The sequence below is a fragment of the Microbacterium sp. zg.B48 genome, assembly GCF_024623505.1.
Classification (GTDB): Bacteria; Actinomycetota; Actinomycetes; order Actinomycetales; family Microbacteriaceae; genus Microbacterium.
On sequence record NZ_JANJFE010000005.1, the window covers coordinates 221,480 to 247,721 of the forward strand.

26 protein-coding genes are annotated in these 26,242 nt (G+C 69.4%); 13 read left to right on the plus strand and 13 right to left on the minus strand.

The genetic code is table 11. From position 1 onward, the window contains the following. The first annotated feature begins 40 nt into the window (after positions 1–40). The 3 genes from NQ152_RS05035 to NQ152_RS05045 are packed head-to-tail and all read left to right on the plus strand — an operon-like array spanning position 41 to position 1,858. The gene (locus tag NQ152_RS05035) at positions 41–478 is read left to right on the plus strand and encodes a VOC family protein (protein WP_257523219.1); all 438 of its coding nucleotides are present in this window, start codon (positions 41–43) and stop codon (positions 476–478) included. Next, positions 479–1,180, plus strand: a complete 702-nt coding sequence (locus NQ152_RS05040; protein ID WP_257501103.1) for a helix-turn-helix domain-containing protein — start codon at positions 479–481, stop codon at positions 1,178–1,180. Between the two features lie 33 nt (positions 1,181–1,213). Beyond that, positions 1,214–1,858, plus strand: a complete 645-nt coding sequence (locus NQ152_RS05045; RefSeq protein ID WP_257523220.1) for a dihydrofolate reductase family protein — start codon at positions 1,214–1,216, stop codon at positions 1,856–1,858. 36 nt (positions 1,859–1,894) lie between these two features. On the opposite strand, the gene NQ152_RS05050 is transcribed toward NQ152_RS05045, so the two are convergent. Then, positions 1,895–2,263 carry a hypothetical protein gene (locus NQ152_RS05050; protein WP_257501105.1) on the minus strand — a complete coding sequence of 123 codons (369 nt, stop codon included), beginning with the start codon at positions 2,261–2,263 and terminating at the stop codon, positions 1,895–1,897. Positions 2,264–2,392: 129 nt separating this feature from the next. After that, on the minus strand, positions 2,393–3,238 hold the full coding sequence (locus NQ152_RS05055; RefSeq protein WP_257523221.1) for an exodeoxyribonuclease III: 846 nt from the start codon (positions 3,236–3,238) through the stop codon (positions 2,393–2,395). 107 nt (positions 3,239–3,345) lie between these two features. Between NQ152_RS05055 and pyrE the strand changes: the two genes are divergently transcribed. Further along, positions 3,346–3,924, plus strand: coding sequence for an orotate phosphoribosyltransferase (gene pyrE / locus NQ152_RS05060; RefSeq protein ID WP_257523222.1), 579 nt, complete (start codon positions 3,346–3,348; stop codon positions 3,922–3,924). Between the two features lie 128 nt (positions 3,925–4,052). On the opposite strand, the gene NQ152_RS05065 is transcribed toward pyrE, so the two are convergent. Beyond that, positions 4,053–4,625, minus strand: a complete 573-nt coding sequence (locus NQ152_RS05065; RefSeq protein ID WP_257523223.1) for a YdeI family protein — start codon at positions 4,623–4,625, stop codon at positions 4,053–4,055. Between the two features lie 31 nt (positions 4,626–4,656). Beyond that, positions 4,657–5,472, minus strand: coding sequence for an HAD-IIA family hydrolase (locus tag NQ152_RS05070; RefSeq protein WP_257501109.1), 816 nt, complete (start codon positions 5,470–5,472; stop codon positions 4,657–4,659). A 95-nt stretch (positions 5,473–5,567) separates the two neighbouring features. On the opposite strand from NQ152_RS05070, the gene NQ152_RS05075 reads away from it, so the two are divergent. Beyond that, positions 5,568–6,536, plus strand: coding sequence for an SDR family NAD(P)-dependent oxidoreductase (locus NQ152_RS05075; RefSeq protein ID WP_257523224.1), 969 nt, complete (start codon positions 5,568–5,570; stop codon positions 6,534–6,536). A 12-nt stretch (positions 6,537–6,548) separates the two neighbouring features. On the opposite strand, the gene NQ152_RS05080 is transcribed toward NQ152_RS05075, so the two are convergent. Together NQ152_RS05080 and NQ152_RS05085 are read right to left on the minus strand one after the other, a co-directional pair. Further along, positions 6,549–7,184 (minus strand): metal-dependent transcriptional regulator, encoded by a 636-nt coding sequence (locus tag NQ152_RS05080; RefSeq protein WP_257523225.1) that lies wholly within the window; start codon positions 7,182–7,184, stop codon positions 6,549–6,551. A 68-nt stretch (positions 7,185–7,252) separates the two neighbouring features. After that, positions 7,253–8,602 (minus strand): Nramp family divalent metal transporter, encoded by a 1,350-nt coding sequence (locus NQ152_RS05085; RefSeq protein ID WP_374113562.1) that lies wholly within the window; start codon positions 8,600–8,602, stop codon positions 7,253–7,255. Between the two features lie 122 nt (positions 8,603–8,724). On the opposite strand from NQ152_RS05085, the gene NQ152_RS05090 reads away from it, so the two are divergent. Continuing rightward, on the plus strand, positions 8,725–9,399 hold the full coding sequence (locus NQ152_RS05090; protein WP_374113563.1) for a TrmH family RNA methyltransferase: 675 nt from the start codon (positions 8,725–8,727) through the stop codon (positions 9,397–9,399). A 480-nt stretch (positions 9,400–9,879) separates the two neighbouring features. On the opposite strand, the gene NQ152_RS05095 is transcribed toward NQ152_RS05090, so the two are convergent. Beyond that, a complete protein-coding gene (locus NQ152_RS05095) occupies positions 9,880–11,199 on the minus strand; it encodes an MATE family efflux transporter (RefSeq protein WP_257523226.1) in 1,320 nt (439 codons plus the stop codon). 69 nt (positions 11,200–11,268) lie between these two features. Here NQ152_RS05095 and NQ152_RS05100 point away from each other — a divergent pair, with 69 nt between their 5' ends. Both NQ152_RS05100 and NQ152_RS05105 read left to right on the plus strand, forming a co-directional pair. Further along, the gene (locus tag NQ152_RS05100; RefSeq protein WP_257523227.1) at positions 11,269–13,230 is read left to right on the plus strand and encodes a M13 family metallopeptidase; all 1,962 of its coding nucleotides are present in this window, start codon (positions 11,269–11,271) and stop codon (positions 13,228–13,230) included. A gap of 127 nt (positions 13,231–13,357) precedes the next feature. Beyond that, the gene (locus NQ152_RS05105) at positions 13,358–14,278 is read left to right on the plus strand and encodes a class A beta-lactamase-related serine hydrolase (RefSeq protein ID WP_257501114.1); all 921 of its coding nucleotides are present in this window, start codon (positions 13,358–13,360) and stop codon (positions 14,276–14,278) included. Positions 14,279–14,284: 6 nt separating this feature from the next. Here the strand turns inward: NQ152_RS05105 and NQ152_RS05110 are convergent, their stop codons facing one another. The 6 genes from NQ152_RS05110 to NQ152_RS05135 all read right to left on the minus strand — a co-directional run bounded on the left by NQ152_RS05110 (position 14,285) and on the right by NQ152_RS05135 (position 20,525). Continuing rightward, a complete protein-coding gene (locus NQ152_RS05110; RefSeq protein WP_257501115.1) occupies positions 14,285–14,869 on the minus strand; it encodes a PadR family transcriptional regulator in 585 nt (194 codons plus the stop codon). Positions 14,870–14,974: 105 nt separating this feature from the next. Next, entirely contained in the window at positions 14,975–16,393 is a 1,419-nt protein-coding gene (locus tag NQ152_RS05115; protein WP_257501116.1) for an aminomethyl transferase family protein, read from the minus strand. A 57-nt stretch (positions 16,394–16,450) separates the two neighbouring features. Next, positions 16,451–17,323 (minus strand): formyltetrahydrofolate deformylase, encoded by an 873-nt coding sequence (gene purU / locus NQ152_RS05120; protein ID WP_257523228.1) that lies wholly within the window; start codon positions 17,321–17,323, stop codon positions 16,451–16,453. Between the two features lie 27 nt (positions 17,324–17,350). Continuing rightward, a complete protein-coding gene (locus NQ152_RS05125; RefSeq protein ID WP_257501148.1) occupies positions 17,351–18,157 on the minus strand; it encodes a methylenetetrahydrofolate reductase in 807 nt (268 codons plus the stop codon). 171 nt (positions 18,158–18,328) lie between these two features. Continuing rightward, on the minus strand, positions 18,329–18,871 hold the full coding sequence (locus NQ152_RS05130; RefSeq protein WP_257501118.1) for a MarR family winged helix-turn-helix transcriptional regulator: 543 nt from the start codon (positions 18,869–18,871) through the stop codon (positions 18,329–18,331). Positions 18,872–19,037: 166 nt separating this feature from the next. Next, a complete protein-coding gene (locus tag NQ152_RS05135; protein WP_257523229.1) occupies positions 19,038–20,525 on the minus strand; it encodes an aldehyde dehydrogenase family protein in 1,488 nt (495 codons plus the stop codon). A gap of 215 nt (positions 20,526–20,740) precedes the next feature. On the opposite strand from NQ152_RS05135, the gene NQ152_RS05140 reads away from it, so the two are divergent. The 5 genes from NQ152_RS05140 to NQ152_RS05160 are packed head-to-tail and all read left to right on the plus strand — an operon-like array spanning position 20,741 to position 26,201. Next, complete coding sequence (locus NQ152_RS05140; protein WP_257523230.1) at positions 20,741–21,619, plus strand: transketolase; 879 nt, start codon at positions 20,741–20,743, stop codon at positions 21,617–21,619. After that, a complete protein-coding gene (locus NQ152_RS05145; protein WP_257523231.1) occupies positions 21,619–22,584 on the plus strand; it encodes a transketolase family protein in 966 nt (321 codons plus the stop codon). Before NQ152_RS05140 ends, NQ152_RS05145 begins: the two co-directional genes overlap by 1 nt. 37 nt (positions 22,585–22,621) lie before the next feature. Further along, a complete protein-coding gene (locus tag NQ152_RS05150) occupies positions 22,622–23,692 on the plus strand; it encodes a zinc-binding dehydrogenase (protein WP_257523232.1) in 1,071 nt (356 codons plus the stop codon). Then, entirely contained in the window at positions 23,689–25,215 is a 1,527-nt protein-coding gene (locus tag NQ152_RS05155) for a sugar ABC transporter ATP-binding protein (protein ID WP_257523233.1), read from the plus strand. The genes NQ152_RS05150 and NQ152_RS05155 overlap by 4 nt, the downstream gene beginning before the upstream one ends. After that, complete coding sequence (locus tag NQ152_RS05160) at positions 25,212–26,201, plus strand: ABC transporter permease (protein WP_257501124.1); 990 nt, start codon at positions 25,212–25,214, stop codon at positions 26,199–26,201. The genes NQ152_RS05155 and NQ152_RS05160 overlap by 4 nt, the downstream gene beginning before the upstream one ends. Positions 26,202–26,242 lie beyond the last annotated feature (41 nt).

Genomic DNA, 26,242 nt, shown 5'->3' on the forward strand with positions numbered 1-26,242 from the left:
CGCGGCGGGAGCCGCAACCACGACCGGCAAGGAGAAAGCAATGACGCAGATCTTCGTCAACATCCCGACCTCCGATCTGGAGCGCGCGAAGGCGTTCTATGCGGCACTGGGCGCGGACATCAATCCGCTCTTCACCGACGACAACGCTGCGTGCATCGTCTGGGACGAGAACGTCTTTTTCATGGTGCTCACGCGGGAGTACTTCGCCACCTTCACCGACAAGCAGGTGGTGGACCCGAGAACCCACGCGCAGACACTCATAGCCTTGAGCCGCGAGTCGCGCGAGGACGTCGACCGGATCCTCGAGGCGGGCCTGGCCGCCGGCGGCACCGAGCCGAACGAGGCCAAGGACTACGGATTCATGTACAGCCGGGACCTCGAGGACCCGGACGGCAACGGGGTCGAGTTCCTCTACATGGACCCGAAGGCCGCCGAGCAGGGCCCGGATGTCTACATGGCGGAGCAGGCGCAGGCGTAAGTGGGCTCGCGCAGCTACGGACAGTACTGCGGAGTCACGACGGCGATCGAGCTGGTCGGCGAGCGGTGGGCGATGCTCATCGTCCGCGACCTGCTCGTCGGCCCTCGCCGCTACACCGACCTGAAGCAGGGCCTGCCCCGGATCCCCACCAACATCCTCTCCACGCGGCTCAAGGAGTTGCAGGAGGGCGGGGTCGTGCGTCGCGTTCCGCTGATGAACTGCGGGCTCGTGTACGAGCTGACCGATTACGGGCGCCAGCTCGAGCCCATCGTGCTCGCGCTCGGCCGCTGGGGATTCCAGCAGATGGGGGAGCCGGAGCCCGGCGACGTGGTGACCGCGGATTCGCTCACCATGGCGCTGCGCACCGCCTTCCAGCCGGATGCCGCGGCCGCCATGCCGCCCGCGGACTACGAAGTCCACGTCGGCGACGTCGCGCTGCGCGTGCGGGTCGACGGCGAGCGGCTGCGGATCAGCCAGCTCGCTCCGCCGTCACCGCCCGTCGGCGGCCGCCTCCCCGAGGGCGAGCCGCAGCTCGTGTTCGCGGCGGGGCCGGGCATCCGCCGGGTCATCTCCGGCGAACTGACCCCCGCCGACGCCATCGACCAGGACCAGCTCGCCGTCATCTCCGGCGACGCGACGCTGCTGCCGCGCTTCGCGGCCACCTTCCACATCGACCCCGCCGGCAGTGCTGTCGCCGCATGAGCGCCGGCTCCGGCATCCACCCCAGGAGGGGAAATGACTGACGCAGACGGCCTCGGCCGCATCCACATCGACCTGTTCACCACCCTCGACGGAGTCGGGCAGGCACCGGGGGGACCCGACGAGGACCGCGACGGCGGATTCCGGTTCGGCGGATGGCAGGCGCCGCTGTTCGACGAGCTGGTCGGCCGCCAGATCATGGAGGGGATGGCGGATCTGGACGCGCTGCTGCTCGGGCGGCGCACGTACGACATCTGGGCCGACTACTGGCCGTACCAGGACTCCCGGGCCGACGCGAGCATCGCGCGGCTGTTCAACTCGGTCCCCAAATACGTCGCCTCGCGCCACACGCCCGACCTGGGGTGGGCCGGATCCGCGCTGCTGCGCGGGGATCTGGCGACCGAGACGCGCGAGCTGCGCCGGCGTCACCGCCACATCCACGTGATCGGCAGCATCGATCTGGTCCAGACGCTGCTGGCCGAGCAGCTCTTCGACGAACTGAAGCTGTGGGTCTATCCGATCGTCCTCGGCCAGGGCAAGAAGGTGTTCCCCGACGGAGCCGCGCCGCATAACCTCCGACTGCTCGAGCCGGCGGTCACCTCCCCCACGGGGACGCTGCTGCTGCGGTACGGCCCGGCACCGGGAGAACCGGCCACGGGCGATATGGCCGGCGGCGCGTGATCGACGGCGCGAGCGAAGCGGCTCCTCGCCCCTGGATCAGGGCTGGAAGAACTCGTTCGCCCGTCGCGTCCAGAGCAGGACCAGACCGATCAGCACCACGATGCCGGAGACGATCCCGGACCAGATCTGCGCCTGTTGCGAGAAGATCACGAACACCGCGGAGATCAGGTTCAGCACGAACACCACGGTGAGCACGATGCGCGCGCCGTTGGCTCCGCGCAGCAGCCCGATGCTCACCACGATCGTGACGATCCCCAGGACGAGCTGGACCAGGCCGAACCAGAGCGCCTGCGGAGCCATCAACGCGGCGATCAGCAGCAGGATGCCGGCGATGATGTTCACGGCACCGGAGATCCAGGCCAGCACAGCGACGAGGGTGACCCCTCCTGGACGGGTTCCAGCCATGGCGGCGCCTTCCTGTCGAGCTTCGGGTCCTCGACGGGCGTCGGTTCGCGGTCGCTTCGGGTGTGCTTCGGGTTCGCCACACAGTAGCGGATGCCGCGTGCTCGGGGATAGTGACAGGTGGGCTGATGCTCAGCCGAAGATCATCGGGCGGTCGTCATCGTCGTCCGGGGATGTCAGATCCAGGTCGACGACCACGGGTACGTGATCGCTGGGGGCCTTGCCCTTGCGCTCGTCGCGGTGGATCCTGGCGCCGGTCACGGCCCCGGCGAACGCATGCGAGCCGAGGATGAAGTCGATGCGCATGCCCTCGTTGCGGGGAAAGCGCAGCTGCTTGTAATCCCAGTAGGTGAATCCGGCCGGCACCAGCGGGCGGACCACGTCGGTCAGCCCGGCCGACTCGAGCGCGGCGAAGGCCTCGCGCTCCGGCGGGGACACGTGGGTCGAGAACCCGGGCACGACGGCCGGATCGCCGTTGTCGGCATCCGTGGGGGCGATGTTGAAATCGCCGACCAGGGCGAGCGCGAGGTCGGGCGTGGCCGACAGAGCGTCCGTCGCGTACTGCTGCAGCGCGCTGAGCCACTCCAGCTTGTAGAAGTAGTGCGGGTCGCCGAGCGACCGGCCGTTGGGCACGTAGAGGCTCCACACTCGGATGCCGCCGACCGTGGCCCCGATCGCCCGCGCCTCTTGCGGAGCGTCCGGGCCGACATGGTCCTTCTCAAAACCCGGCATGCCGGGAAAGGCATGCTCCACGTCGGTGAGCTGCTCGCGGCTGGCGATCGCGACGCCGTTCCACTGCGAGAACCCGTGCGCTTCGACGTGGTAGCCGGCGTCTTCGAACTGCTCGAACGGGAACTGCTCGGCCTTGCACTTGATCTCCTGCATCGCCAGGACATCGACCGATTCACGGACCGCGAACTCGACGATCCGGTCCACCCGGGCACGGACGGAGTTGACGTTCCACGTGGCAAGCCGCATGCGGACAAGACTACGGCGACCCGCCGACGGCGGGGCATGCGGCCGAGCTCGCGACGGCGCGCCCGCCGCGGTGCGGGGCACCGCACCGCGTCCGTAAACTCGAGACCATGACCGCCGCCAGCACGCCCGAACTCGAAGCCGACCGTCAGGCGCTCATCGCGCTGATCAAGGACGAGGCCGTGTTCCACGGGGACTTCACGTTGTCCAGCGGCAAGAAGGCCACCTACTACGTCGACATGCGCAAGCTGACGCTCGATCACCGCGCCGCACCGGCGATCGGCCGGATCATGCTGGATCTGATCCGGGACATCGACGGCATCGTCGCCGTGGGCGGCCTGACCCTGGGCGCCGACCCGATCGCGAACGCGGTGATGCACGAGTCGGCGCGCACCGACCGGCCGCTGGATGCGTTCGTCGTGCGCAAGGAGCCCAAGGACCACGGTCGCGGACGTCAGGTCGAGGGCGCGGACGTCGTCGGCAGGCGCGTCGTCGTGGTCGAGGACACCTCCACCACCGGCCAATCGGCGCTGAAAGCGGTCGAGGCGCTGCGTCGCGAGGGCGCGGAGCCCGTGGCGGTCGCCGTCATCGTCGACCGCAGGACCGGAGCACAGGCGGCCGTCGAAGCCGAGGGCCTGACCTGGCTCGCCGCCATCGACCTCGACGACCTGGGCCTGACCCCGCAGTAGGTGCGCTGTCGCGACGCCGCCCGCTCAGTCCTTGCGGTTGCCGCGGAAGTACTGCCACACGAAGGCGATCAGCGTTCCGACCAGGACGATCGCGGTCGCGGCGAACAGCAGCGTCTGCTCCAGCTCGTTCACGGTCGCCTGCCTGCGGCGGCGTCCGTGACGACTTTCGCGATCCGCGCCGCCCGCGTCTCCGGGCGGCGGGCGGAGTCCACAGCGGCGATGCCGATCTTCCGTGCGGACGGCGGGAACGCGTCCCAGGCGGAGCGCGCCGCCGGAGCGGCGTCCAGCGCGGCAGCCAGGTCATCGGGCTCCCGCAGCGATTCGGAGTTGTCCAGTACGCTCCAGGCGCCGTTCTCCTTGGCGCGCTCGATCGCCCGTCGACCGGGGTCGGCCATCAGACCGCGTTCCTCGAGCAGGATCACGCGCGCCTTGTTTGTGGCCGCCCACCCGCTCGAGGGCCTTCTCGGGGCGAACCAGAGCCCGCCCGTGCGCTCGTCGAAGCTGCGCACCGGGCCGTCGATCCACCCGAAGCACAGCGCGTGCAGGATCGCGTCTTCGTAGGCGACGACCTCCACGTCCGAGCCGGGCCGAGCGCGCACCAGCCAGGCGCCCGTGGAGGTCGCGTGGTTCTGCTCGAGCCAGGCTCGCCAGGTCGCGGCATCCGGAGCGAAGACCCGCTCGCCGTCGTCGAGGGCACCCATCAGCGCCCGCCCATCCCCGACGCAGGCCGGCTCACAGCACGTCCGATTCGGGCAGGTCGGTCTCGATCGGCTCGGCCGACACGAGATCTGCGACGGAGTCCACCACCTCGTCCGGACGGAACGGGTACCGCTCGATCTCGGCCGCGTCGCTGATGCCGGTCAGCACCAGCACGGTGTGCAGGCCGGCCTCGATGCCCGCGACGATGTCGGTGTCCATCCGGTCGCCGATCATCCCGGTGTTCTCGGAGTGCGCGCCGATGCGGTTCAGCGCCGACCGGAACATCATGGGGTTGGGCTTGCCCACGACATACGGCTCCATGCCGGTGGCCTTGGTGATGAGGGCGCTGATCGCGCCGGTCGCCGGGACGATGCCGTTGACGGACGGACCGGTCGGGTCCGGGTTGGTGGCGATGAAACGCGCGCCGTCGGCGATGAAGCGGATCGCCTTGGTGATGGCCTCGAAGGAGTAGTTGCGCGTCTCGCCGACCACAACGTAGTCGGGGTAGGTCTCGGTGATGATGTAACCCGCCTCGTGCAGGGCGGTGGTCAGCCCCGCCTCGCCGATCACGAAGGCGCTGGCGCCGGGCGCCTGGCCCTTCAGGAAGTCGGCGGTCGCCAGCGCCGAGGTCCAGATCGAGTCTTCGGGCACCAGCAGGCCCGACGCGCGCAGTCGAGCGCTCAGATCCCGCGGCGTGAAGATCGAGTTGTTCGTCAGAACCAGGAAAGGCGTGCCCTGGTCGCGCCACTGCTGCAGCAGTTCGGAGGCGCCGGGGACGGGGGTGCTCTCGTGGACGAGAACGCCGTCCATGTCAGTCAGCCAGCATTCGATGTCGGCGCGGGTCCGCATGCGCACAGCCTATCCGTCGCGTGCGACGCGCCCGCCGCACGCCGCCCGGCCTCCGCGGGCGGCGTGCGGGCGGCAACAGTCGTAGGCTCATCCTCGTGGCGCGAGAACAGGCGTGGGACCCCGGACAGCTCCCCGACCTGACCGGTCGCACCTACCTCGTCACCGGATCCAACCGCGGGCTCGGCTACTTCGCGAGCGAGCAGCTCGCCCGTGCCGGGGCGGGCGTGCTGATGACCGGCCGGAGCCCCAATCGGCTGATGGCGGCACGCGCTGCGCTGCGGCGCAGACTGCCCGACACGGCTGAGCGCGTGCAGACGCTGCTCCTGGACACCAGCAACCTGGGTTCGGTGCGCGCGGCCGCCGCGACCGTCGCCGCCCGCGGGCCGCTGGACGGACTCCTGCTCAACGCCGGAGTCGTGCATCCGCCGAAGACGCGCCAGACCACCGGAGACGGGCACGAGCTGGTGTTCGCGACCAACGTCCTGGGGCATTTCGCGCTCGCCGGCGAGCTGCTGACCTCGCTGGCCGCGGCATCCGGACGGATGGTGTGGCTCGGCAGCATGTCCACGTCGCTGTGGAGATACGACCCGGTCGACCCGCAGCTGATGGAGGACTACACCGGGTGGCGTGCCTACGTGCAGTCCAAGGTGACCACCGCGGCGCTCGGGCTGGAAGCCGACCGGCGACTGCGTGCGGCGGGGGTCCCCGTCACCAGCGTGGTCGCGCATCCCGGCTACTCCACCAGCGGCCGCACCCCCGGCATCCGTGGCGTGAACGAGCCCACGCGGCTCGGCCGTTTCGCGGACAACCTGCAGTTCGCCATCACGCAGTCCAAGGAGCGTGGGGCGTGGACGCTGGTGCGCGCGCTGGTCGATCCCGCCATCCAGGGCGGCGAGTTCTGGGGACCGCGCTTCGTGACGCGCGGTGAGCCGCACCGCGCCACCGCGTCCAAGATCACCCGCGACACGGCGATCGCCGGGCGGATGTGGACCTTCTGCGAGGAGGCGACGGCGGTGCGCTGGCCGTTCGCGAAGGCCGCGGCCGCGGGAGTCGCGCGCCGCTGAGCCGACTGCCGGTCAGAGGCTGAGCCAGATCGCGCCGGCCGCCGCCTCGGGCAGCGCCACATCGGTGCCGGCGATTCGGAGGGTCGCGGTATCCCGCACCGTCACCTCTGCCCCGACGGCGACTCCGGCCGCCTCGACGGCTCGCAGCAGGTCGGGATCCCGGTCGCTGACCCGCAGCACCCGGCCGGAGTGTCCGGGCGCGGCGTCGGCGAGCAGGACGAACGGTTCGCGTCGCACGTGGCCGGCGGCATCCGGGATCGCGTCGCCGTGCGGGTCGAAGCGCGGGCGGCCGAGGCGTTCGTCGATGCCCTCGAGGAGCCGGTCGCTGAGCGCGTGCTCGAGCACCTCGGCCTCGTCATGGACCTCATCCCAGGTGTACCCGAACTCGCGCACGAGCCAGGTCTCCACGAGCCGGTGGCGGCGGATGGTCGCCGCCGCGCGGCGCATCCCCTCCGGACTCAGCGAGATCGGCCCGTACGGCCGGTGCGTCACCAGACCCTGCGCGGCGAGCTTCTGGACCATCTCCGTGACGCTGGAGGGGGCCAGCCCCAGCTCGGCGGCCAGCTGCGACGGCGTGATCCGATCGTCCTGCCACTCGGTGTGGTGGTAGATCGTCTTCAGATAGTCGTCGACGGCGGGGGAAGGCACGCGCCCAGGCTACTCGCCGGTGATCGCGGCGCCACGATCAGCGCTCGGATGCCGCAGCCGGCCGGCGCTCAGGCGCCCGAGAGCACCAGCCACAGCAGCAGCGCGTTCAGCCCGATCAGGAAGACGGATGCCGCAACCCCGGCCGCCGTGGTCAGCCCGCGGTTGCGGAACCGGCCAAGGGTGCGCCGCTGGGCGGTCAGGACGACGAGGGGGATCAGGGCGAACGGGATTCCGAAGGACAGCGCGACCTGGCTGAGCACCAGCGCGAGCGTGGGATCGATGCCCGCGGCCAGGATGGCGAGCGCGGGCAGCAGCGTGACCAGGCGACGTGCGATCAGCGGGATCCGCACACGGAGGAGTCCCTGCATGATCTCCGCGCCCGCGTACGCGCCGACGCTCGTAGAGGCCAGTCCGCTCGCCAGCAGTCCGACCGCGAACAGCGTCGCGACCAGGGGTCCGACTCCATCGCGCAGGGCGGCGTACGCGCCCTCGAGCGTGTCCGTGCCGTCTACGCCGGCGAGGTTCGCGGCGGCCAGCAGCAGGATGCAGAGGTTGACCGTCCCGGCGATGAGCATCGCGATGCTGACGTCCCACCGCGTCGCCCGCAGAAGTCGCGCCGTCGAGATGCCGCGCTTCTGTTCGAGTTCGCCGTTCGCGCGCGCATTGCGGTCGGCGGCGGTCTCGGTGCCGGACGGGAACGCCTCGGCGCGTCCGGCGGCGATCGGGGCGAACCGGTCCCTGGCCAGGGCGCTGTGGGCGTAGATGGCGTGCGGCATGATCGTGGCGCCCAGGATGGATGCCGCCAGCAGCACGGAGCCGGTGTCCTCAAAGCGGGGGACGAGCCCGCCGACGATCCCCGCCGCGTCCGGCGGAGCGATGAACACCCCGAAGGTGAAGCCGATGGCGATGATCGCGACCAGCCCGATGACCACGAACTCGAACGTGCGCGGCCCGCGCCGGGTCTGCAGCATGAGCAGGACGAGCGAGGCCGTGCCGGTGATCACCCCGCCCCACAGCAGCGGTATGCCGAAGAGCAGGTTCAACGCGACCGCGCCGCCGATCACCTCAGCGATGTCGGTGGCCATCGCCACGAGCTCGGCCTGCAGCCAGTACGCGCGCCGCGCCCACGGGTTTCGGATGCGATCTCCGAGCGTCTCGGGCAGGCTCCGGCCCGTCACGATGCCGAGCTTCGCGGAGAGGTATTGGATGAGCCAGGCCATCACGTTGCCCAGCACCACCACCCACACCAGCAGGTAGCCGTAGCGGGCGCCGGCGGTCATGTTGCTCGCGACGTTGCCCGGGTCCAAGTACGCCACGCCCGCGACCAGCGCGGGACCGATCAGCCACGCGAGGCGGGCGGTGGAGCGGGGGGCACGTCCGGGCGGGCGGGCCAGGTCGAGGGCAGAAGCTTTCGGCACACCGAAACTGTAGCGGACATTTCGGGACGCCGAAATGTCCGCGCCGGCCGCTCGTCCCGGGAGTGGCGAGCCCCGCACCGGGCGGCGACGCCGAACTCAGGCGCGCCCGGTAGCCTGGGCCGGTGACGGACCCGACCCTCCCCCAGACGCCCATCACTGCCCCGGGGCCGGTCGAGCCGGCGCTGCCGCACGGCGTGGGGCCCTGGCCGGGGGGACCGGATGCCTGGCCCGCCGATCCCCGCCTGGATCCCGAGCTGCTCGCACACGGCGACTCCCGCAACGTCGTCGACAAGTACCGCTATTGGCGCATGGACGCGATCGTGGCCGACCTGGACGGGCGGCGGCATCCATTCCATGTCGCGATCGAGAACTGGCAGCACGACATGAACATCGGCTCGATCGTGCGCAGTGCCAACGCGTTCCTCGCCGCCGAGGTGCACATCGTCGGCAAGCGCCGGTGGAACCGCCGCGGTGCGATGGTCACCGACCGCTACCAGCACGTCCGCCACCACGAGGACGTCGCGGCGTTCGCCGCCTGGGCGGATGCCGCGTCCATTCCGGTCATCGCGGTCGACAACCTGCCGGGGGCGGTGCCGGTGGATCGCGCCGAGCTTCCGCAGCGATGCGTGCTCCTGTTCGGCCAGGAGGGGCCGGGCCTGTCTCCGGAGGCGCTGGCCGCGGCATCCGGAACCGTCGAGATCACGCAGTACGGCTCGACGCGTTCGATCAACGCCTCGGCTGCCGCCGCCGTCGTCATGTACGAGTGGTGCCGGCGCTGGGCCGTCACTGGGAGCTGACCCTCCGCCGCGCGGCCGCCCCGCTGCTCGCCTGCGCCGCTGCTACCAGCGCCGCTGCTCGCCTGTCGCGTTCTGCCGCCCGCGTCGGCGTGTTGTGACAGGCGAGCGGAGCGCGGTGGGCGGGGCCGAGGGCGGTGGGCCGAGCGGAGGGTGCCGGGACGGAGCCGACGGCGGCACCGCTGCGCGGAGCGCGATGAGCTGCTCGCCTGGCGCGTTCTGCGGCGCGGGTCGGCGTGTTGTGACAGGCGAGCAGAGCGCGGTGGGGCCGAGCGGAGGGTGCCGGGACGGAGCCGACGGCGGCACCGCAGCGCGGAGCGCGATGAGCTGCTCGCCTGGCGCGTTCTGCGGCGCGGGTCGGCGTGTTGTGACAGGCGAGCGGAGGGGTGCGGGCAGGCGAGCGGAGGGTGCGAGCGGAGGGGTGTGGGCAGGCGAGCGGAGGGCGCCGGGCAGGCGAGCGGGGCACGGAGGGGATGCCGCGGCTCAGCCGCGTGTGTTCATCCACGCCGCGCTGCGCACGCGCCAGCCCAGGGTGACCAGGCGGGCGAGCATGTAGACGCCGAAGAACGACACCGACAGCCACGCGAGACCGGCCGCATCGCCGGCGCCGAGGACGGCGATGACGACGAGCACCGGCACGAACGGGATGAGATTGAGCACCCCCACGATCGCGAGGTACTTCGCGTCGCCCGCCCCGATCAGCACACCGTCCAGCACGAACACCACGCCGCACACGGGCTGCGCGACAGCCAGCACGAGCAGCGCAGGCTGGATCAGCGCGGCCAGCGCGGGGTCGCCGGTGAAGAGCAGGCCGATGACACCCGACAGCGCGCCGATCACCGCACCCACCACCACCCCGAACCACGCGCCCCACGCCACGGTCCGGCCGAGCGTGCGCTGGACCTCGACGGTGTCGCCCGCGCCCAGGCCCTTGCCCACCAGCGCCTGGGCGGCGATCGCCAAAGCATCCAAGGCGAACGCGGCCGTCGAGAAGATGGTGAACGCGACCTGCCACCCGGCCAGCTCCTCGGTCCCGAGGGAGGTGGCAACCGCCACCGTCGCCAGCAGCGCCAGGCGCAGCGACAGCGTGCGCAGGAACAGCCAACCGCCCGAGCGTGCCGAGCCGCGCACCCCCTCGCGGTGCGGTCGCAGCGATGCCTCATGGGTGCGGGCGAGCCGTCCGATCACGAACGCGTACGCCGCGACCATCCCCCACTGCGCCACGACGGTGCCGAACGCGGATCCTCCGATGCCCCAGCCGAAGCCGTAGATGAACAGCCAGTTCAGCAGCGCGTTGGCCGTGAAGCCGAGGCCGGCGATCCACAGCGGTGTCACGGTGTCCTGCATGCCGCGCAGCAGCCCGGTCGCCGCGAACACGATCAGCATCGCCGGCAGCCCCCACATCGAGATGCCGAGGTACGTCTCGGCGTCGCGGGCGACCTCGGGGCCGGCCGCGAACATGCCCACCAGCAGCGGCGTGGTGAGGTACCCGACCAGCGCGAGGACCGCGCCCAGGCCGAGCGCGAGCCACAGGCCGTCGATGCCGACGGACACCGCCCGTCGGGGATCGCCCGCGCCGAACCGGCGGGCGACGGCGGGGGTGGTGGCGTACGCGAGGAACACCATCAGCCCCACGATCGTCTGCAGGACCGCCGAGGCGATGCCGAGGCCGGCGAGGGGGATGACGCCCAGGTGGCCGACCAGCGCGGAGTCCACGATCAGGAACAGCGGCTCGGCCACGAGCGATCCGAGCGCGGGGACGGCGAGCCGCAGGATGTCGCGGTTCAGCGTGTCGCGGGGCACCCGAGAAGCTTAGGCCGAGCCCGTCCCCGGCCGGTCCGTGCGCCCAGGATGGACGCCTATCCTGTACGCATGACCGAATCCCGCTCCGGGCTCGCGCTCGACGAACTCAGTGCCGAGATCCGCCCTCAGGACGACCTGTACCGCCACGTGAACGGTGCCTGGCTGGCACGCACCGAGATCCCCGAGGACAAGGCCCGCTGGGGCTCTTTCCACCTGATCGCGGAACAGGCCGAGAAGGACGTCCACGCGATCGTCGAAGAGACGCGCGACGCCGAGCCGGGCACCGAGTCGCGCAAGATCGGCGACCTGTACACCAGCTTCATGGACACCGAGCGGATCGCCGAGCTGGGCGGCGCCCCGCTCCTGGACCAGCTCGCCCGCGCCGATGCCATCTCCTCGATCCCCGCCCTCCTGCGCACGCTGGGCGAGCTCGAGCGCGACGGCATCGGCGGGCTGATCGGCCTGTACGTCGAGCCGGATCCCGGGAACCCGCAGCGTTACGTGCCGTTCCTGACCCAGGGCGGCATCTCGCTGCCGGACGAGAGCTACTACCGACTGGACAACTTCGCCGAGCTGCGCACGGCCTATCGCGCGCACATCCAGCGGATGCTCGAGCTCGCCGGGGTGGCGGATGCCGCGGCATCCGCCGATCGCATCTTCGCGCTCGAGACCGAGATCGCCACGCACCACTGGGACAACGTGAAGAGCCGCGACGCCGTGGCCACCTACAACCTCCTGCCGTGGGCCGAGGTCCTCGAGCTGGCCGGTGTCGATCTTCGCCCGTGGCTGGAGGGGACCGCCCCGGGCCGCGAGGACGCGTTCGCGGAGGCGAACGTCTACCAGCCCAGCTTCTTCGAGGGGCTCGGGTTGTTGCTGAGCCAGGAGCGGCTCGAGGATTGGAAGGCGTGGGTGCGCTGGCGGATCGTGCACGGCGCGGCGGCCTTCCTGTCCGACCCGTTCGTCGACGAGAACTTCGCCTTTTACGGAACACAGCTGACCGGCGTGCCGGTCAACCGGGAGCGCTGGAAGCGCGGCGTCGGACTGTCCGAGGCAGCCATGGGCGAGGCGATCGGACGGGTCTACGTCGAGCGGCACTTCCCACCGGCGGCCAAGGTCGCCATGGACGAACTCGTCGCGAATCTGATCCGCGCCTACCGGCAGAGCATCTCGGAGCTGGAATGGATGAGCCCGGAGACCCGCGAGCGGGCGCTGGCCAAGCTCGACGCGTTCACCCCGAAGATCGGCTACCCGGTGAAATGGCGGGACTACTCGGGCCTGGAGGTGGACCCGCTCGACCTGATCGGCAACGTGCGTCGCGCGCACATCCACGAACACGACCGTCAGCTGGGCCGCATCGGGCAGCCGGTGGATCGCGATGAGTGGTACATGACGCCGCAGACGGTCAACGCGTACTACAACCCGCTGATGAACGAGATCGTCTTCCCTGCGGCGATCCTGCAGTACCCCTTCTTCGAGGCGGACCGCGATGCCGCCGCGAACTACGGCGGTATCGGCGCGGTCATCGGCCACGAGATCGGCCACGGTTTCGATGACCAGGGCAGTCGCTTCGACGGCGACGGTTCCCTGCGGGACTGGTGGACGGATGCCGACCGGGCAGCCTTCGAGGAGCGCACCAGCGTGCTGATCGAGCAGTTCAACGCGCTCGTGCCGCGCGGACTGGGCGAGGAGAACACGGTCAACGGGGCGCTGACCATCGGTGAGAACATCGGCGATCTGGGCGGCCTGGGTATCGCGATCAAGGCCTACGAGCTCTCGCTCGACGGTGCGGCTGCGCCGGAGATCGACGGCTTCAGCGGGGTGCAGCGCCTGCTGCTGTCGTGGGCGCAGATCTGGCAGCAGAAGGGCAGGGATGCCGAGACGATCCGGCTGCTGACCATCGACCCGCACTCGCCCAACGAATTCCGGTGCAACCAGATCGTCCGCAACATCGACGCGTTCTACGATGCGTTCGGGGTCACCGAGTCCGACGAGCTCTGGCTGGACGCCGACAAACGCGTCACCATCTGGTGATACGCTCCGCGCAGTCACCGACCGCACGCCGGACCGGCTGAACCTCTCCACAATCCAAAAGCGCACCACCGGCTGATTCACCGCGCGCGCGCATCCCTCACTCGCACTGACACCGGAAGGAGCACGGGTGGGCATTGCCCCAGAGCCCAGGCGGGACGCCGAGTCGCTGCGGGGGTCGCGACGAAGCAGCAGACGACTGCCGCGACGGGCCGCGGCCGGTCGCAGGTCGTTCGTCTCGACGCTGAAGGCGCTCGATCAGCTCGCGACCTCCGGCGCACGCGTCGCCGTGCGCATCACTGATCTGGATCGCGGCAGTGCCGTGCTCGCCGGGGACGACCACGAGACGCTCCCGGTCGCGGGCCTGGGCATCGTGCCGCTGCTGATCGACGTCGCGGCCGGGTTCGAATCCGGCGCGCTCGATCCGCTGGAGATCATCGAACGCTCCTCACTGGACGAGGTCGGTGGCGCGGGGGTGTGGCAGCACCTGAAGGCACCCGCGCTGCCGCTGGCGGATCTCGCGGTCCTGGCGGCGGCGACCGGGGACGCCCTGGCTGCGAACGCCCTGATCGCGCGGGTCGGGCTTCCCGCGGTCCGCGCCCGGATCGAGCAGCTCGGACTGGCGCATTCGGCCCTGCTGGATGCGTTCCGCGACGCCCGCGGACCCGACGACGCGCCGCACGTCGCGCTGGGCTCGGCTCGGGAACTGTCCGCGCTGTTCGCCGGCCTGGTGAACTCGCAGATCGTCTCGGCGGGAGTCAGCGCACAGGTGTCCGAATGGCTGAGCCTGAACCACGATCTGTCGCTGGTCGCAGCGGCCACCGGCTTGGACCCGTTCTCGCACGAGAACGACGAGCACGGGCTGCTGTTCGTGAACAAGACAGGTCAGGATGCCGGCATCCGTGCGGAGGCGGGAGTCCTGGCCGGTCCCCGGGCGGGCGTCTCCTACGCGCTGATCGTCTGCTTCGACGACCTGTCGATCACGCACCGGCTCCGAGCGCACGACGCGTTCCGCACGCTGGGGGTCGACCTGATGGAGTACGTGTTCTGACCGCGCTCAGTCCGCGTTGAGCGAATCGACGAGGGCCAGACCACGGTTGGCCCACGCGATCTCGCCTCGGGCGCGGTCGACCAGGCCTTCATAGGCCAGTCGCTTGTACGCCAGGACCGCGGAATGCTCTTCGGGCGCGGTGGCCTGCAGCCGCCGCACCAGCATCGGGTTGTCGCGGTCGGCGATGTGGCGCAACTCGCCCTCCCACTGCTCCAGCTCGCCCTCCCACTGCGCGATGTGCGCGCGCAGGAACGCGCGGGCCGCCTCCGGCGGCGCGGACTCCAGATACGCGGCGCGCAGATGAGCGGGATCACGCACGCGGGAGTAGTCCAACGGCGTCTGCATCCACAGCAGGAACGCCCGATGTCCGGCGTCGGTGACGTGGTAGACGCGCCGGGTGCCGCGCTCGCCGCGCGTCTGCTCCTCGCCCTCGATGAGGCCTTCGGATTCCATCTTGCGCAGCTCGGGGTAGATCTGCGAGTCGGGAGCGTGCCAGACGTGCCCGACGGAGTGGGAGAACTGCTTCTGCAGGTCGTAGCCCGACAGCGGGCCCACGCGAAGGATGGCCAGGAGCGCGTATCGCAGGCTCATCTGCTCTCCTTTCGTGGGGTGACCTGAGGCTATCAATGGTGCGAGGGGGCCCACCCTCGGACAGGCTGACGAGCCTGCACGGGTGGACCCCCTCGAGTCTTTCGGCTACGCGGACGTGTTGTCGTAGCCCGTGCGCCAGCCGCCCTGGTAGGTCGCGCGGGCGACCGTCGAGTACGGGACGGGGCTGACCACGACGCGGACCTCGGTCTGCTCGTGCGGCTCGACGGAGGCCTTGCTGGTGCCGCCATCCGGCTCGCCCCAGACGACCTTGAGCTCGGTGCCCTCGGGCACGTCCGGGTTGACCAGGCCGAGCGACAGGCCGCGACGCTCGTTGGCCGAGTAGCCGGTGAACATCGACAGTCCGACGTTCGTGCCGTTCGCGTCCACGATCGAGTCGTAGTTCGCGGAGCCGTAGTTGGCCAGCGGCAGGTCGAAGAACTTGTAGCTGGGCCCATCGACGTTCAGCAGCGACGTCCAGACCTTGCCGAGGTCCTCGGCGTTCCAGGCGAGCGTGACCTTCTTGCGCTGCGATGCCGGGTCGATCTTCTCGAGTGCGTCACGGCCGATGAAGTCGTGGTCGAACTTCACGAACGAGCCGTAGCCGAGCTCCCACGGGGTGAGGTAGTAGTCCTCGATGTTGTCCGACACGAACGAGCCGGCCAGCGTGCCGGTCGCCTCGTAGCTGTCCACGCCGAGCCACTCGCGGTATGCGCGCTCAGCTTCGCCGGTGTAGATGGCCGGGAGCGGCGAGGGGATCCAGCCGGACTCCAGCGTGTTGGACGGGTAGGCGCGCGAACCGACCGGGACCAGACCGAACTCTGCGCCCGCCTCGACGATCGCGTCGCGGATGACGTCGTGATCGGCGTAGGGGCCCCAGATCTCGAGTCCGGGTGCTCCGGCCATGCCGTGGCGCAGCGTACGGACGTCCTTGCCGGCGATCTTCATCGTCGACATGTTGAAGAAGCCGAGCTTCTCCAGTTCGCCGCCGTTGAGCTTCTCGATGACGGCCCACGCGTTGGGGCCCTGGATCTGGAAGCGGTAGTACTGGCGCGAGACGGCGTGGCCGTACGGACGCGAGGGGGAACGGCGGTCGACGCTGATCTCGAGGTTCTGGTATCCGCCGGTCTCACCGTGGAAGAGCAGCCAGTTGGACGCGGGCGCGCGGCCCACGTACACGTACTCGTCGTCGGCCTCGCGGAACAGGATGCCGTCACCGATGACGTGGCCGGCGGCCGTGGTCGGAACGTACTGCTTCGCCTTGTTGACGGCGAAGTTCGCGACCGAGTTGATCGCGGTGTCCGAGATCAGCTTGATGGCGTCCGAGCCCTTGAGGAACACGTTGTCCATGTGGTGCGACTGGTCGTACAGGACCGCGGTGTTGCGCCAGGCGGTCTGCTCCTTGATCCAGTTCTGGAAGTCGGCCGGCACGACGGGGTAGATGTACGAGCCGATCTGGGAGTTGCGCAGAAGCTCGACGGGGCTCTTGGCCGCGTCCAGTACTTCCTGAAGATTCTTCGGTGCCATAGGAGGGAACCTCTCTGTTCGGTGGATGGATGCCCCGGGGTGAGGCATCGGTGGTCGTCAGAAGACGATGGTCTGGTTGCCGTGCCGGATGACGCGGTCTTGGGCGTGCCACTGCACGGCACGGGAGAGCACTGCGCGCTCGACGTAGGCGCCACGGGCCTGCAGGTCGGCGGCCGAGTGGGCGTGGTCGACGCGGGCGACGTCCTGCTCGATGATCGGCCCCTCGTCCAGGTCCTTCGTGACGTAGTGCGAGGTCGCGCCGATCAGCTTGACACCGCGCTCCTTCGCCTTCCGGTACGGCGCTGCGCCGATGAAGGCGGGCAGGAACGAGTGGTGGATGTTGATCACCGGGACCCCCACGGAGTCAAGGAAGTCCTCCGAGATGATCTGCATGTAGCGGGCCAGGACGATGAAATCGACGTTGCCCTTCAGCAGCTCCAGGATCTTCGCCTCGGCCTCGGACTTGTCCGGCCCCTGCGAGGGGACGTGGAAGAACGGGATGCCGAACGAGCGGACGTCCGCGGCAACGTTGGTGTGGTTGGAGATCACCATCGGGATGGTGACCGGCAGCTCGCCGCGGCGGTGCCGCCACAGCAGCTCGAGCAGGCAGTGATCCGACGTGGAGGCGAGGATCGCCATCCGCTTGGGCGCGGATTGGTCCGTCAGGGTCCACTCCAGGCCCAGCGCGGTGACCGTCTCGTTCAGGTCCGCCTCGATGTCGGGCATCGCGGCGCTCAGATCGGGACGGTGGAACACGACGCGCTGGAAGAACGCGCCACCGCTGATGTCCTCGGAGTACTGGTCGAGCGTGACGATGTTGCCCTTGTTGCGGGTGATCAGCGCCGTCACCGCCGCGACGATGCCCGGCTTGTCCGGGCCGTGCACGATCAGGCAGGCGTGGTCGCGCAGGGATTCATTCTGCAGAGTCATGGCTTCTCCTCAGGCCTCGGGCGGCCGTCAGGACTGTGCGGCGGCGTAGCCGCGCGCCCAGTCTGCGGTGGCCAGCAGGCCACCGAACGTGTAGAAGTGCAGCTTGACATCGCCCGAAGCCGGGTCCTGCGCCAGCAGCGCGGACAGGTCGGTGACGAACTTGTCGGGACCGGCGGTGCCCATCAGGTTGGTCAGCGAGAAGCCGTACTTCTTCACGATCATCGCGTTCGCGCCGACGCCGAAGCGGCGGGCGAACCCGATCAGGCGCTTGATGCCGGCCGGGCCGGGCGTGCCGATGCGGATGGTGCTCTCGATGCCCCGTGCGCGGACGGCCTCCACCCAGGCGATCACCGGGTCGGTGTCGAAGGCGAACTGGGTGAGGATGGTGGCGTCCAGTCCCTGCTGCTTGAGGGAGAGGGACTTGTCCTCCAGCGCACGCCAGAGGACGTCCTCCTTGATGTCGGGGTGACCCTCCGGATAACCGGCGATCGAGACCTCCTTGACACCGTAGTCGCGCAGCAGGCCGGTGCGGATCACGTCGTAGGAGTCCTCGTACGGGCCCTCCGGGGTGGCCGGGTCGCCGCCGACGACGAAGACGTGCTCGGTCGCGCCGACATCCTGCAGGCGCTCCAGGAACTCCTCGAGCTGCGCGCGCGACGCGAGACGCCGCGCGGAGATGTGCGGGACGGGAATGAAGCCGAGTTCACGAACAGCCTTGGAGGCCGCGACGCGCATCTCCAGGTCCTCGTTGCCGAGGAAGGTGACATTGATCTTCGTGCCGGCGGGGATCGCGTCCTTCGCCTCGATGAGGCCGGGCACATCCTTGCCGGTCATCTCCAGGGAGTAGCCGTTCACCAGCTGAAGTGCTGCCTCACGGTTCGCGGGCACGTGCGTGGTCTTTGACACTGATCGAGGTCCTTTCCGCTTTCAGTCGGAAGTCGTCTGCGCCTTCCACCCCTCACAGTACCTATGTGCATAGGGAATGTCTATAGGTAAATTGTGAGCTCAGTCCGCGCCGGCCGGGCCGGACGAGTCCGGGGAGCTCGACAGATCGGGCATCTTCAGAAGGAGCCTGCCCAGCAGGGCGTTGAGCTGTTCGACCTCGGCCGAGCTGAGGTCGCCGAGGATGATCTCCTGACCTTCGAGCGAGATCGGCATCATCCGATCGTGCATCTGCGCACCCGCGCGGGTGAGATACAGCGGGCGAGAGCCGCGCGCACCGTCGGCGGGAACGATCAGCCCGCGGCCGATGAGCGTGTTGACGCTCTTGGAGACCACGGCCTTGTTCATCGCCACGAATTCGGAGATGTCGCTGGAGGTCGCCCCGGGTCGGATCGCGAGTGCGGAGATCACCCGCCAGTCGTTGGTGCCGAGGTTGAACGCCTGCCGCAGCAGCCGGGACTCCCGCCACACGAGCGCGTTGGACAGCAGCGCGATCAGTCGGGGGGTGAAGCTCTCCGTGTCGATCACATCCGCCAGCGGCGCCGTGACGATCTCCGGGCTGCCCACGAAGAGGGCACCGGGGTCAGTGTCCAGGTCGCCAGTCAATCGGACTCCGTTCCAGCGACGGATCACGGCAGAATCCGTGAAGCGAGTGTATCGAGGAGACCACGCGGGGGTGCCGACACTGTCGTCGGCGTGCCGCGACAGACGCAGGACGCCGCGGCGGACATCCTCGGCCCGATGGATCGAGGATGTCGGCCGCGGCCGCCCATCAGTGCGCCTGCGCCGCGAGCGCGGCGGCGTCGATCGTGGCGATCGAGCGGGTGTCCTGGAAGGCGCGGATGCCCTCGATGCCCTGCTCGCGACCGAACCCGGACTGCTTCATGCCGCCGAACGGTGCCCGCAGGTCCAAGCGCGTCGCGCCGTGGTCGTTGACCCACACGTAGCCGCACACCAGCTGCGAGCCCACGCGGGTGGCCGCGGCCGGATCCGCCGTCCACACCGAGCCGCACAGGCCGCCCCACGTGTCGTTGGCCAGCGCGACGGCCTCCGCCTCGGAGGCGAAGCCGATCACCGGAATGACCGGACCGAACTGCTCCTGCGTCACCACCCGCAACGAGGAGTCCGGGTTGATCACGATCGCCGGGCGCAGGAAGTTGCCGCCGGCCAGATCGCCACCCGGAAGCTCGCCGAACTCGCGAACGTCGGCGCCGGCATCCTTCGCCTCCTGGATGATCTCCTCGACGAACGCCTTCTGGACGGGGGAGTGCAGCGGCCCCATCGTGGTGCCCTCGTCGAGGCCGTAGCCGATCACGGCCTTGCCGAGCCGTTCGCTGAGCCCGGCGACGACCTCGTCCAGCCGGGAGTTGTGCACGTACACGCGCTTGGCGTTCATGCAGATCTGCCCCGTGGTGTCGTAGATCGCAGCGTAGAGGCGGTCCAGGTGGATGTCGTCGATGATGGCGTCCTCGAGGAAGATCGCCGCGTCATTGCCGCCCAGTTCGAGGGTCACCCGGGTCAGCGTGGAGGAGGCGAGCTCCATCATCCGCTTGCCGCCGTTGACGCTGCCGGTGAAGCAGACCTTCGCGACCTCGGTGTTCGAGATCAGGCCGGACATGTTCTCGTCCTCGCCGGTCACCACGTTCAGGACGCCGGGCGGCAGCTTCTCGGCAAGACGCTGGACGACGCGGGTCGTGGCCAGGGGCGCCGAGGGCGGCGGCTTGACGATGGCGGTGTTGCCGGCCAGCAGGGCGTGCGGCAGGGCAGCGCCGAGGATGGCGATCGGCCAGTTGAACGGCACGATGACGGTCACGACACCGAGCGACTGGTAGGACACCACCGTCTCGACCGGGATGCCGGGAACGACCGGAAGGGTCTTGCCGGTGTCCACCTCGTCGGCGAGCATCAGGGCGAGGTTCCACCGGATCTCGAAGACGAGGGCGTCGACCCAGGCCTCGAAGCGGACCTTGCCGTTCTCCTGCGAGAGCACCGCGGCGTCGGCGTCGCGTTCGTCGGCGATGCCGGCGATCGCCTCGGCCATCACCCGGGCGCGCTCGATCGCGCTCAGCGCGGACCATGCCGGGTAGGCTGCCTTGGCGGCGGCGACCGCGTCGGCGACGTCCTCCTTCGTGGCGGATGCCGCGTGCCCGACGATCACTCCGGGCTTGGCGGGGTCCGCGATCGCGAGCGTGTCGGAGGTGGAGCGCTCGGCCCCTCCGATGTACAGACCGGTTCGAATGGTCTCCAGCGTTTCAGTCATGACGATCAAGCACCTCTCTGTGACTTGGGTGTGCTCCGCTGCTGCGGATAAGCACCGTAAACAAGTTTACGTGCATTCCTGTTTACTTGTAAATCACTTCGTGTTAGGGTCGCCCCGTCGAGGTCCGAAGACCGGACCAGATCGCAAGCGAGAGTCGATGAGGACGCGCCCAGCCCGCCTCAGAGACGTCCGTGTCATCGATGAGGAGGCATGTGATGGGTGAGACGACCCTTCCGGAGCGCGAGAATCCGCGCACCGTCGCAGAGCTGGAAGATCTCGCGTTCGAGCTGAGGTCCAAGCTGCTGCACCTGTGCGGAACCTACGAGGGTGCAGTCCACATCGGCGGCGACCTGTCCGCCGCGGACATCCTCACCGCGCTGTTCGAGTACGGCCTGCGCGTGGACCCGACCGACCTGCGCAATCCCGAGCGCGACCGCTTCGTGCTGAGCAAGGGCCACGCGGCCGTCTGCATGTACATCGCGATGTCCATCCGCGGATTCTTCTCCTACGAGGGCATCGTCGACACCTACGGCCAGCTGGACAGCGCCTACGGGATGCACCCGTGCAAGGTGCAGTTGCCGGGTGTGGAGTGCTCCACCGGGTCGCTCGGGCACGGACTGCCGATCGCGGTCGGCATGGCGCTCAGCGCCCGCGGCCGCGGGGAGTCGCACCGCGTCGTGTGCCTGCTCGGCGACGGCGAGACCGGCGAGGGGTCGGTCTGGGAGGCGGCCATGGCGGCGCGCAGCAACGAGCTCGGCAACCTGGTCGCGTTCGTGGACCGAAACCGTCAGCTGATGACGAGCTTCGCCGAGGAACGGGTCGTCTTCGAGCCCTACCCGGACAAGTGGGCGGCGTTCGGCTGGAACGTCGTGCGCGTCGACGGCCATGACATGGGCCAGCTCGTCGAGGCGATCGACGCCCTTCCGGGCACGGACAGCGACCGCCCCACCGTGGTCATCTGCGAGACCGTCAAGGGCAAGGGCGTCGATTTCATGGAGCACAACCTCGCCTGGCACGCCGGCTCGCTCGGCGCCGCCGATCTGGAGCGCGCGATGGCCGCGCTCGAGGCATCCCGTCAGAAGGAGTCCGTCTGATGCCCGTCACCTTCACTTTCGGAGAGATGCTCTCCGCCCGCTCCGTGATCGGAACGACCCTCGCCGAACTCGGCGACGAGCACGAGAACCTGTGGGTGCTCACCCCCGACATCGGCGCGACCCTGGTGGAATTCCGCGACAAGTTCCCGGAGCGCTTCTTGGACGTCGGGCTGGCCGAGCAGGTGTGCGTCGGCATCGCCGCCGGACTGGCCTACGACGGGAACATCCCGGTCGTCTCCGGGATGCTGCCGTTCCTGAGCATGCGTGCGCTGGAGCAGGTGCGCTCCGACGTCTGCTATCCGAATCTGCCGGTGAAGATCATCGGCACGCACGGCGGCCTGGTCGGCAACGGCGGCTCCACCCACTACGCGGTCGAGGACCTGGCGCTGATGTGCGCGCTGACCAACATGACCGTCACCTCGGTGGGCGATCCGCTGATGGTGGGCGAGGTCATCCGCCAGTCGATGTCGATGGAGGGCCCGATCTACATCCGTCTGGCCGTCGGCAAGAAAGACAAGGTGCTCTACGAGCCCGGCCAGCATGAGGTCCGCATCGGCAAGGGCATCGTGGCGCGCGAAGGCACCGACGCCACGATCTTCACCCACGGCACGGTGGTCGCGCAGGCGCTGGATGCCGCGGACGAGCTCGCGAAGGACGGCCGCTCCGTCCGCGTGGTGGACATGTTCACGCTCAAGCCGATCGACGAGGAGCTGATCGCGCAGTGCGCGGCCGAGACCGGCGGCCGGTTCGTCGTCCTCGAGGACCACCTCGCCTACGGGGGCCTGGCTTCCCGCATCGCCGACGTGGTCGCCGACCGCGGCATCCATCTGTCCGCCTTCGAGCGGCTCGGCATCCCCCAGGTCTACGCCGGATTCGGCGAGGACGAGGAGCTGCGCGACAAGCACGGCTACGGCCTGGCCGCCACCGTCGCCGCCGCCCGCCGCGTCATCGCCGGCGGCCAGTGATGCCGCTGGATCGTCCGCGCGTCCGAGGGAGAGACGAATGAGAACAGTCGCGGTCACCAAGATCGGCAGTCTGCGGGACCCTGATGAAGACGTCCGCGGCCGGATCGGGGTCGTCGATTTCCCGGAGCAGCCGCTGGGCGCGGAGGATGTCCGCATCCGGGTCGCGTACTCCGCGATCTGCGGATCCGATCCGCACCTGGCGGAGGGGTTCTTCGGCACCGACGTCCCCATCGGCCTGGGCCACGAGCTGTCCGGAGTGGTCGAGGCCCTCGGTGACCGTGCGCACCGCACCGGGCTGCAGGTCGGCGACCGCGTCGCCGGGAACTTCCTGCGCTTCTGCGGCACGTGCACGCCCTGCCGCGCGGGCAAGCAGCAGTTCTGCGAGCACATCCAGGAGTACAACCGGCCCGGGATGGCCGAGACGGTGACCTGGCACGAGTCCCAGGTGTACAAGCTGCCGGACTCGGTCTCGCTCCTGCACGGCTGCCTGCTGGAGCCCATCTCGGTGGCGGTGCGCATCGCGGACAAGACGCACATCAAGGTCGGCGACCGCGTCGTGATCTGCGGTGGCGGCCCCATCGGCCAGCTCGCGCTGCAGGTCATGAAGCGCAACGGAGCGACCTCGCTCACCCTCATCGAGCCGATCGCCGAACGGCGCGAGATGGCACTGCGCCACGGCGCGGATGCCGTCATCGACCCGATCGCGGAGGACCAGTATCAGCGGTCCGAGGAGATCACGCGGGGCGCCGGCTTCGACGTCGTCATCGACGCCTCCGGGGCGGCTCGTGCGGTGCGCGGGCTTCTGGACATCGCTGCGAAGGGCGCCACGGTCATCTATGGCGCGATGTATCCGCATGACTTCGAGATGCCGTTGAACCTCTCCGACTACCTGTACCTGAAGGAGCTCACCCTCACCGGCGTGTTCGTCTCTCCCTACGCCTTCCCGCGTGCGCTGCAGATGCTGCCCTACCTGGAGCTGGACGATCTGACGCAGTCGGTCTTCGACCTCGAGGATGCGGCCGAGGCGTTCGCCACGCACATCAGCGGCGCGTACCCGAAGGTGCTGATCCGCTGCAACGACATCGATGACACCGGGAGGGCGTCGTGACGCTCACCGGAGGCGAGTCGGTGCTGACCGCGACCCCCGCCCTGGAGGCGGTGGACATCGTGAAGAGCTTCGATGGCGTGCACGCCTTGAAGGGCGTGCGGTTGTCCGTGCGGCCCGGCGAGATCCACGCGCTGCTGGGCGAGAACGGCGCCGGAAAGTCCACGCTCATCAAGGTCGTCACGGGCCTGTACGCGCCGGACTCGGGACGGATCCGCCGCAACGGCGAGGACGTCGAGTTCGCCAACGTGCGGGCAGCACACAAGGCCGGGATCGTGGCGCTCTACCAGGAGCTGTCGATCGTGCCGACGACCTCGGTCGCCGAGAACGTGCTGCTCGGCGAGCAGCTGCCCAGCCGGGCCGGCATCGTCAACGGCCGCGCCCTCCGTCGCCGGGCCCGGGAGCAGCTCGAGCGGCTGAACCAGAAGATCTCCATGCGCAAGCTGGCCGGCGACCTCTCGCCGGTGCAGCAGACGATGGTCGCCGTCGCGCGGGCACTTGCCACCGACGCGCGGGTGCTCATCCTCGACGAGCCGACGGCATCCCTCACCGACACCGAGATCCGCGAGGTGTTCGCCGTCCTGCGCTCCCTCCGGGACGAGGGCGTCGCGGTCGTGTACGTCTCCCACCGGCTCGAGGAGGTCTTCGAACTGTGCGACCGCCTCACCATCATGCGCAACGGCGAGACGATCGTCACGAAGGACGTGGCCGACACGACGATCAATGAGGTCATCTCGACCATGGTCGGCCGCAACGCCGACTCGCTCTACCCCGAGCGGGGCACGACCTCGACGGAGGTGTCCCTGGTCGTGAAGGACCTGCAGGGGCGCCGTGTCACAGACGTGTCGTTCACGGCCCACGTGGGCGAGGTGGTCGGCATCGGCGGTCTCGCCGGGTCGGGTCGCAGTGAGCTGCTGCGGATCCTCGCCGGCGCGCAACGGTCCGCCTCCGGGACGATCACCGTGGCGGGCGCGGAAGTCCCGCGGCACTCCGGGGTCGGCAGGGTGCTGGCCGCCGGGATGGCGCTGGTGCCCGAGGAGCGCCGCAGCCAGGGCGTCCTGCTCGGCGCGTCCATCCAGGACAACATCGCGCTGGCCAACATCGGGGCGGTGAGCCGCGGCGGCATGGTCTCGCGCAAGCGCATCGCGGAGATCGCCAGCCGTGGCATGGCCGACCTGCAGATCAAGGCGCGCAGCCCCCGTCAGACGGTCGGCGAGCTGTCCGGCGGCAACCAGCAGAAGGTCGTCCTGGCCAAGATGCTCGCCCGCCGCCCCCGAGTCCTGCTGATGGACGAGCCCACGCGGGGCATCGACGTCGGCACGAAGGCGGAGATCTACCGCCTCATCCGCGAGCTCGCCGCGACCGGCACCACCGTCATCGCGGTCAGCTCCGAACTGCCCGAGCTGATCGGCATGTGCGATCGCATCCTGATCATGCACGAAGGCTCGATCTCCGGGGACGTGCCCGCAGAGGGCGCCGATGACGAGCTCCTCCTCTCCTACGCCTACGGAAGGTCCACCTCATGACGATTCAGAAGGAGCCGACCCGGACCGGGGCCATGATGGCCCAGCAGTCCCGGACCGCCGGCCGTGTGCTCGTGCAGAGCGGCACGATCGTGGCACTGATCCTGCTCATCCTCTTCTTCTTCGCGATGCGCCCGGACACCTTTTTGTCGTTCGTGAACATCCGCAACATCCTGTACCAGATCTCGATCCTCGCGATCATCGCGGGGGCGCAGACGATCGTCATGGTCGTCGGCGACTTCGATCTGTCCGTCGGTGCGACCTCCAGCCTCGCCGGTGCGGTCACGGCCGCGCTCCTGCTCGGGGAGAATCCCATGGGGGTCGCCATCCTGGCGGGCCTCGCGGTGGGGCTCTTGGTCGGGCTGGTCAACGGCGTGCTGATCGCCTATCTGCGCCTCTCGGCGTTCATCGCGACGCTCGCGACGATGACCTCCGTGATCGGCCTGGCATACATCGTCACCGGCGGCACGACGGTGTTCGGGCTCCCACCCGAGTTCAACGAGCTCGGCCAGGGGCGGTTCCTGAATGTGCCGCTGCCGGTGTACTTCGCTGTCGCGATCTCGGTGCTCATCTGGGCACTCCTGCGGTTCACCACGCTCGGACGACGCCTGCACGCGATCGGCGGCAACGAGGAGGTCGCGCGACTGTCCGGCGTGAACGTGCGCTGGGCGCGGATGCTCGCCTTCACCATGGCCGGCTTCATCTCCGCGATCGGCGGCATCCTGCTGACCGCGCGGCTCGGCAGTGCCGCGGCCGAGCAGGGCGGTGACAACACCCTGTTCTCGGTGGCGGCGGTCTTCCTCGGTATGACCGTCATCCGATCCGGTGCGGCCAACCTCGGCGGCACCATCGTCGGTGTCGCGATCATCGGCGTCATGAGCAACGGCTTGAACATCCTCGGCGTCAACGCATACATCCAGCAGGTGGTGACCGGGCTCATCATCATCGCGGCGGTCGTCCTGTCCGGACTCAAGACGCGGGAGAGATAGCGCCACGATCCGGCTGAACGCCACGCGGACACCCGTTCCGC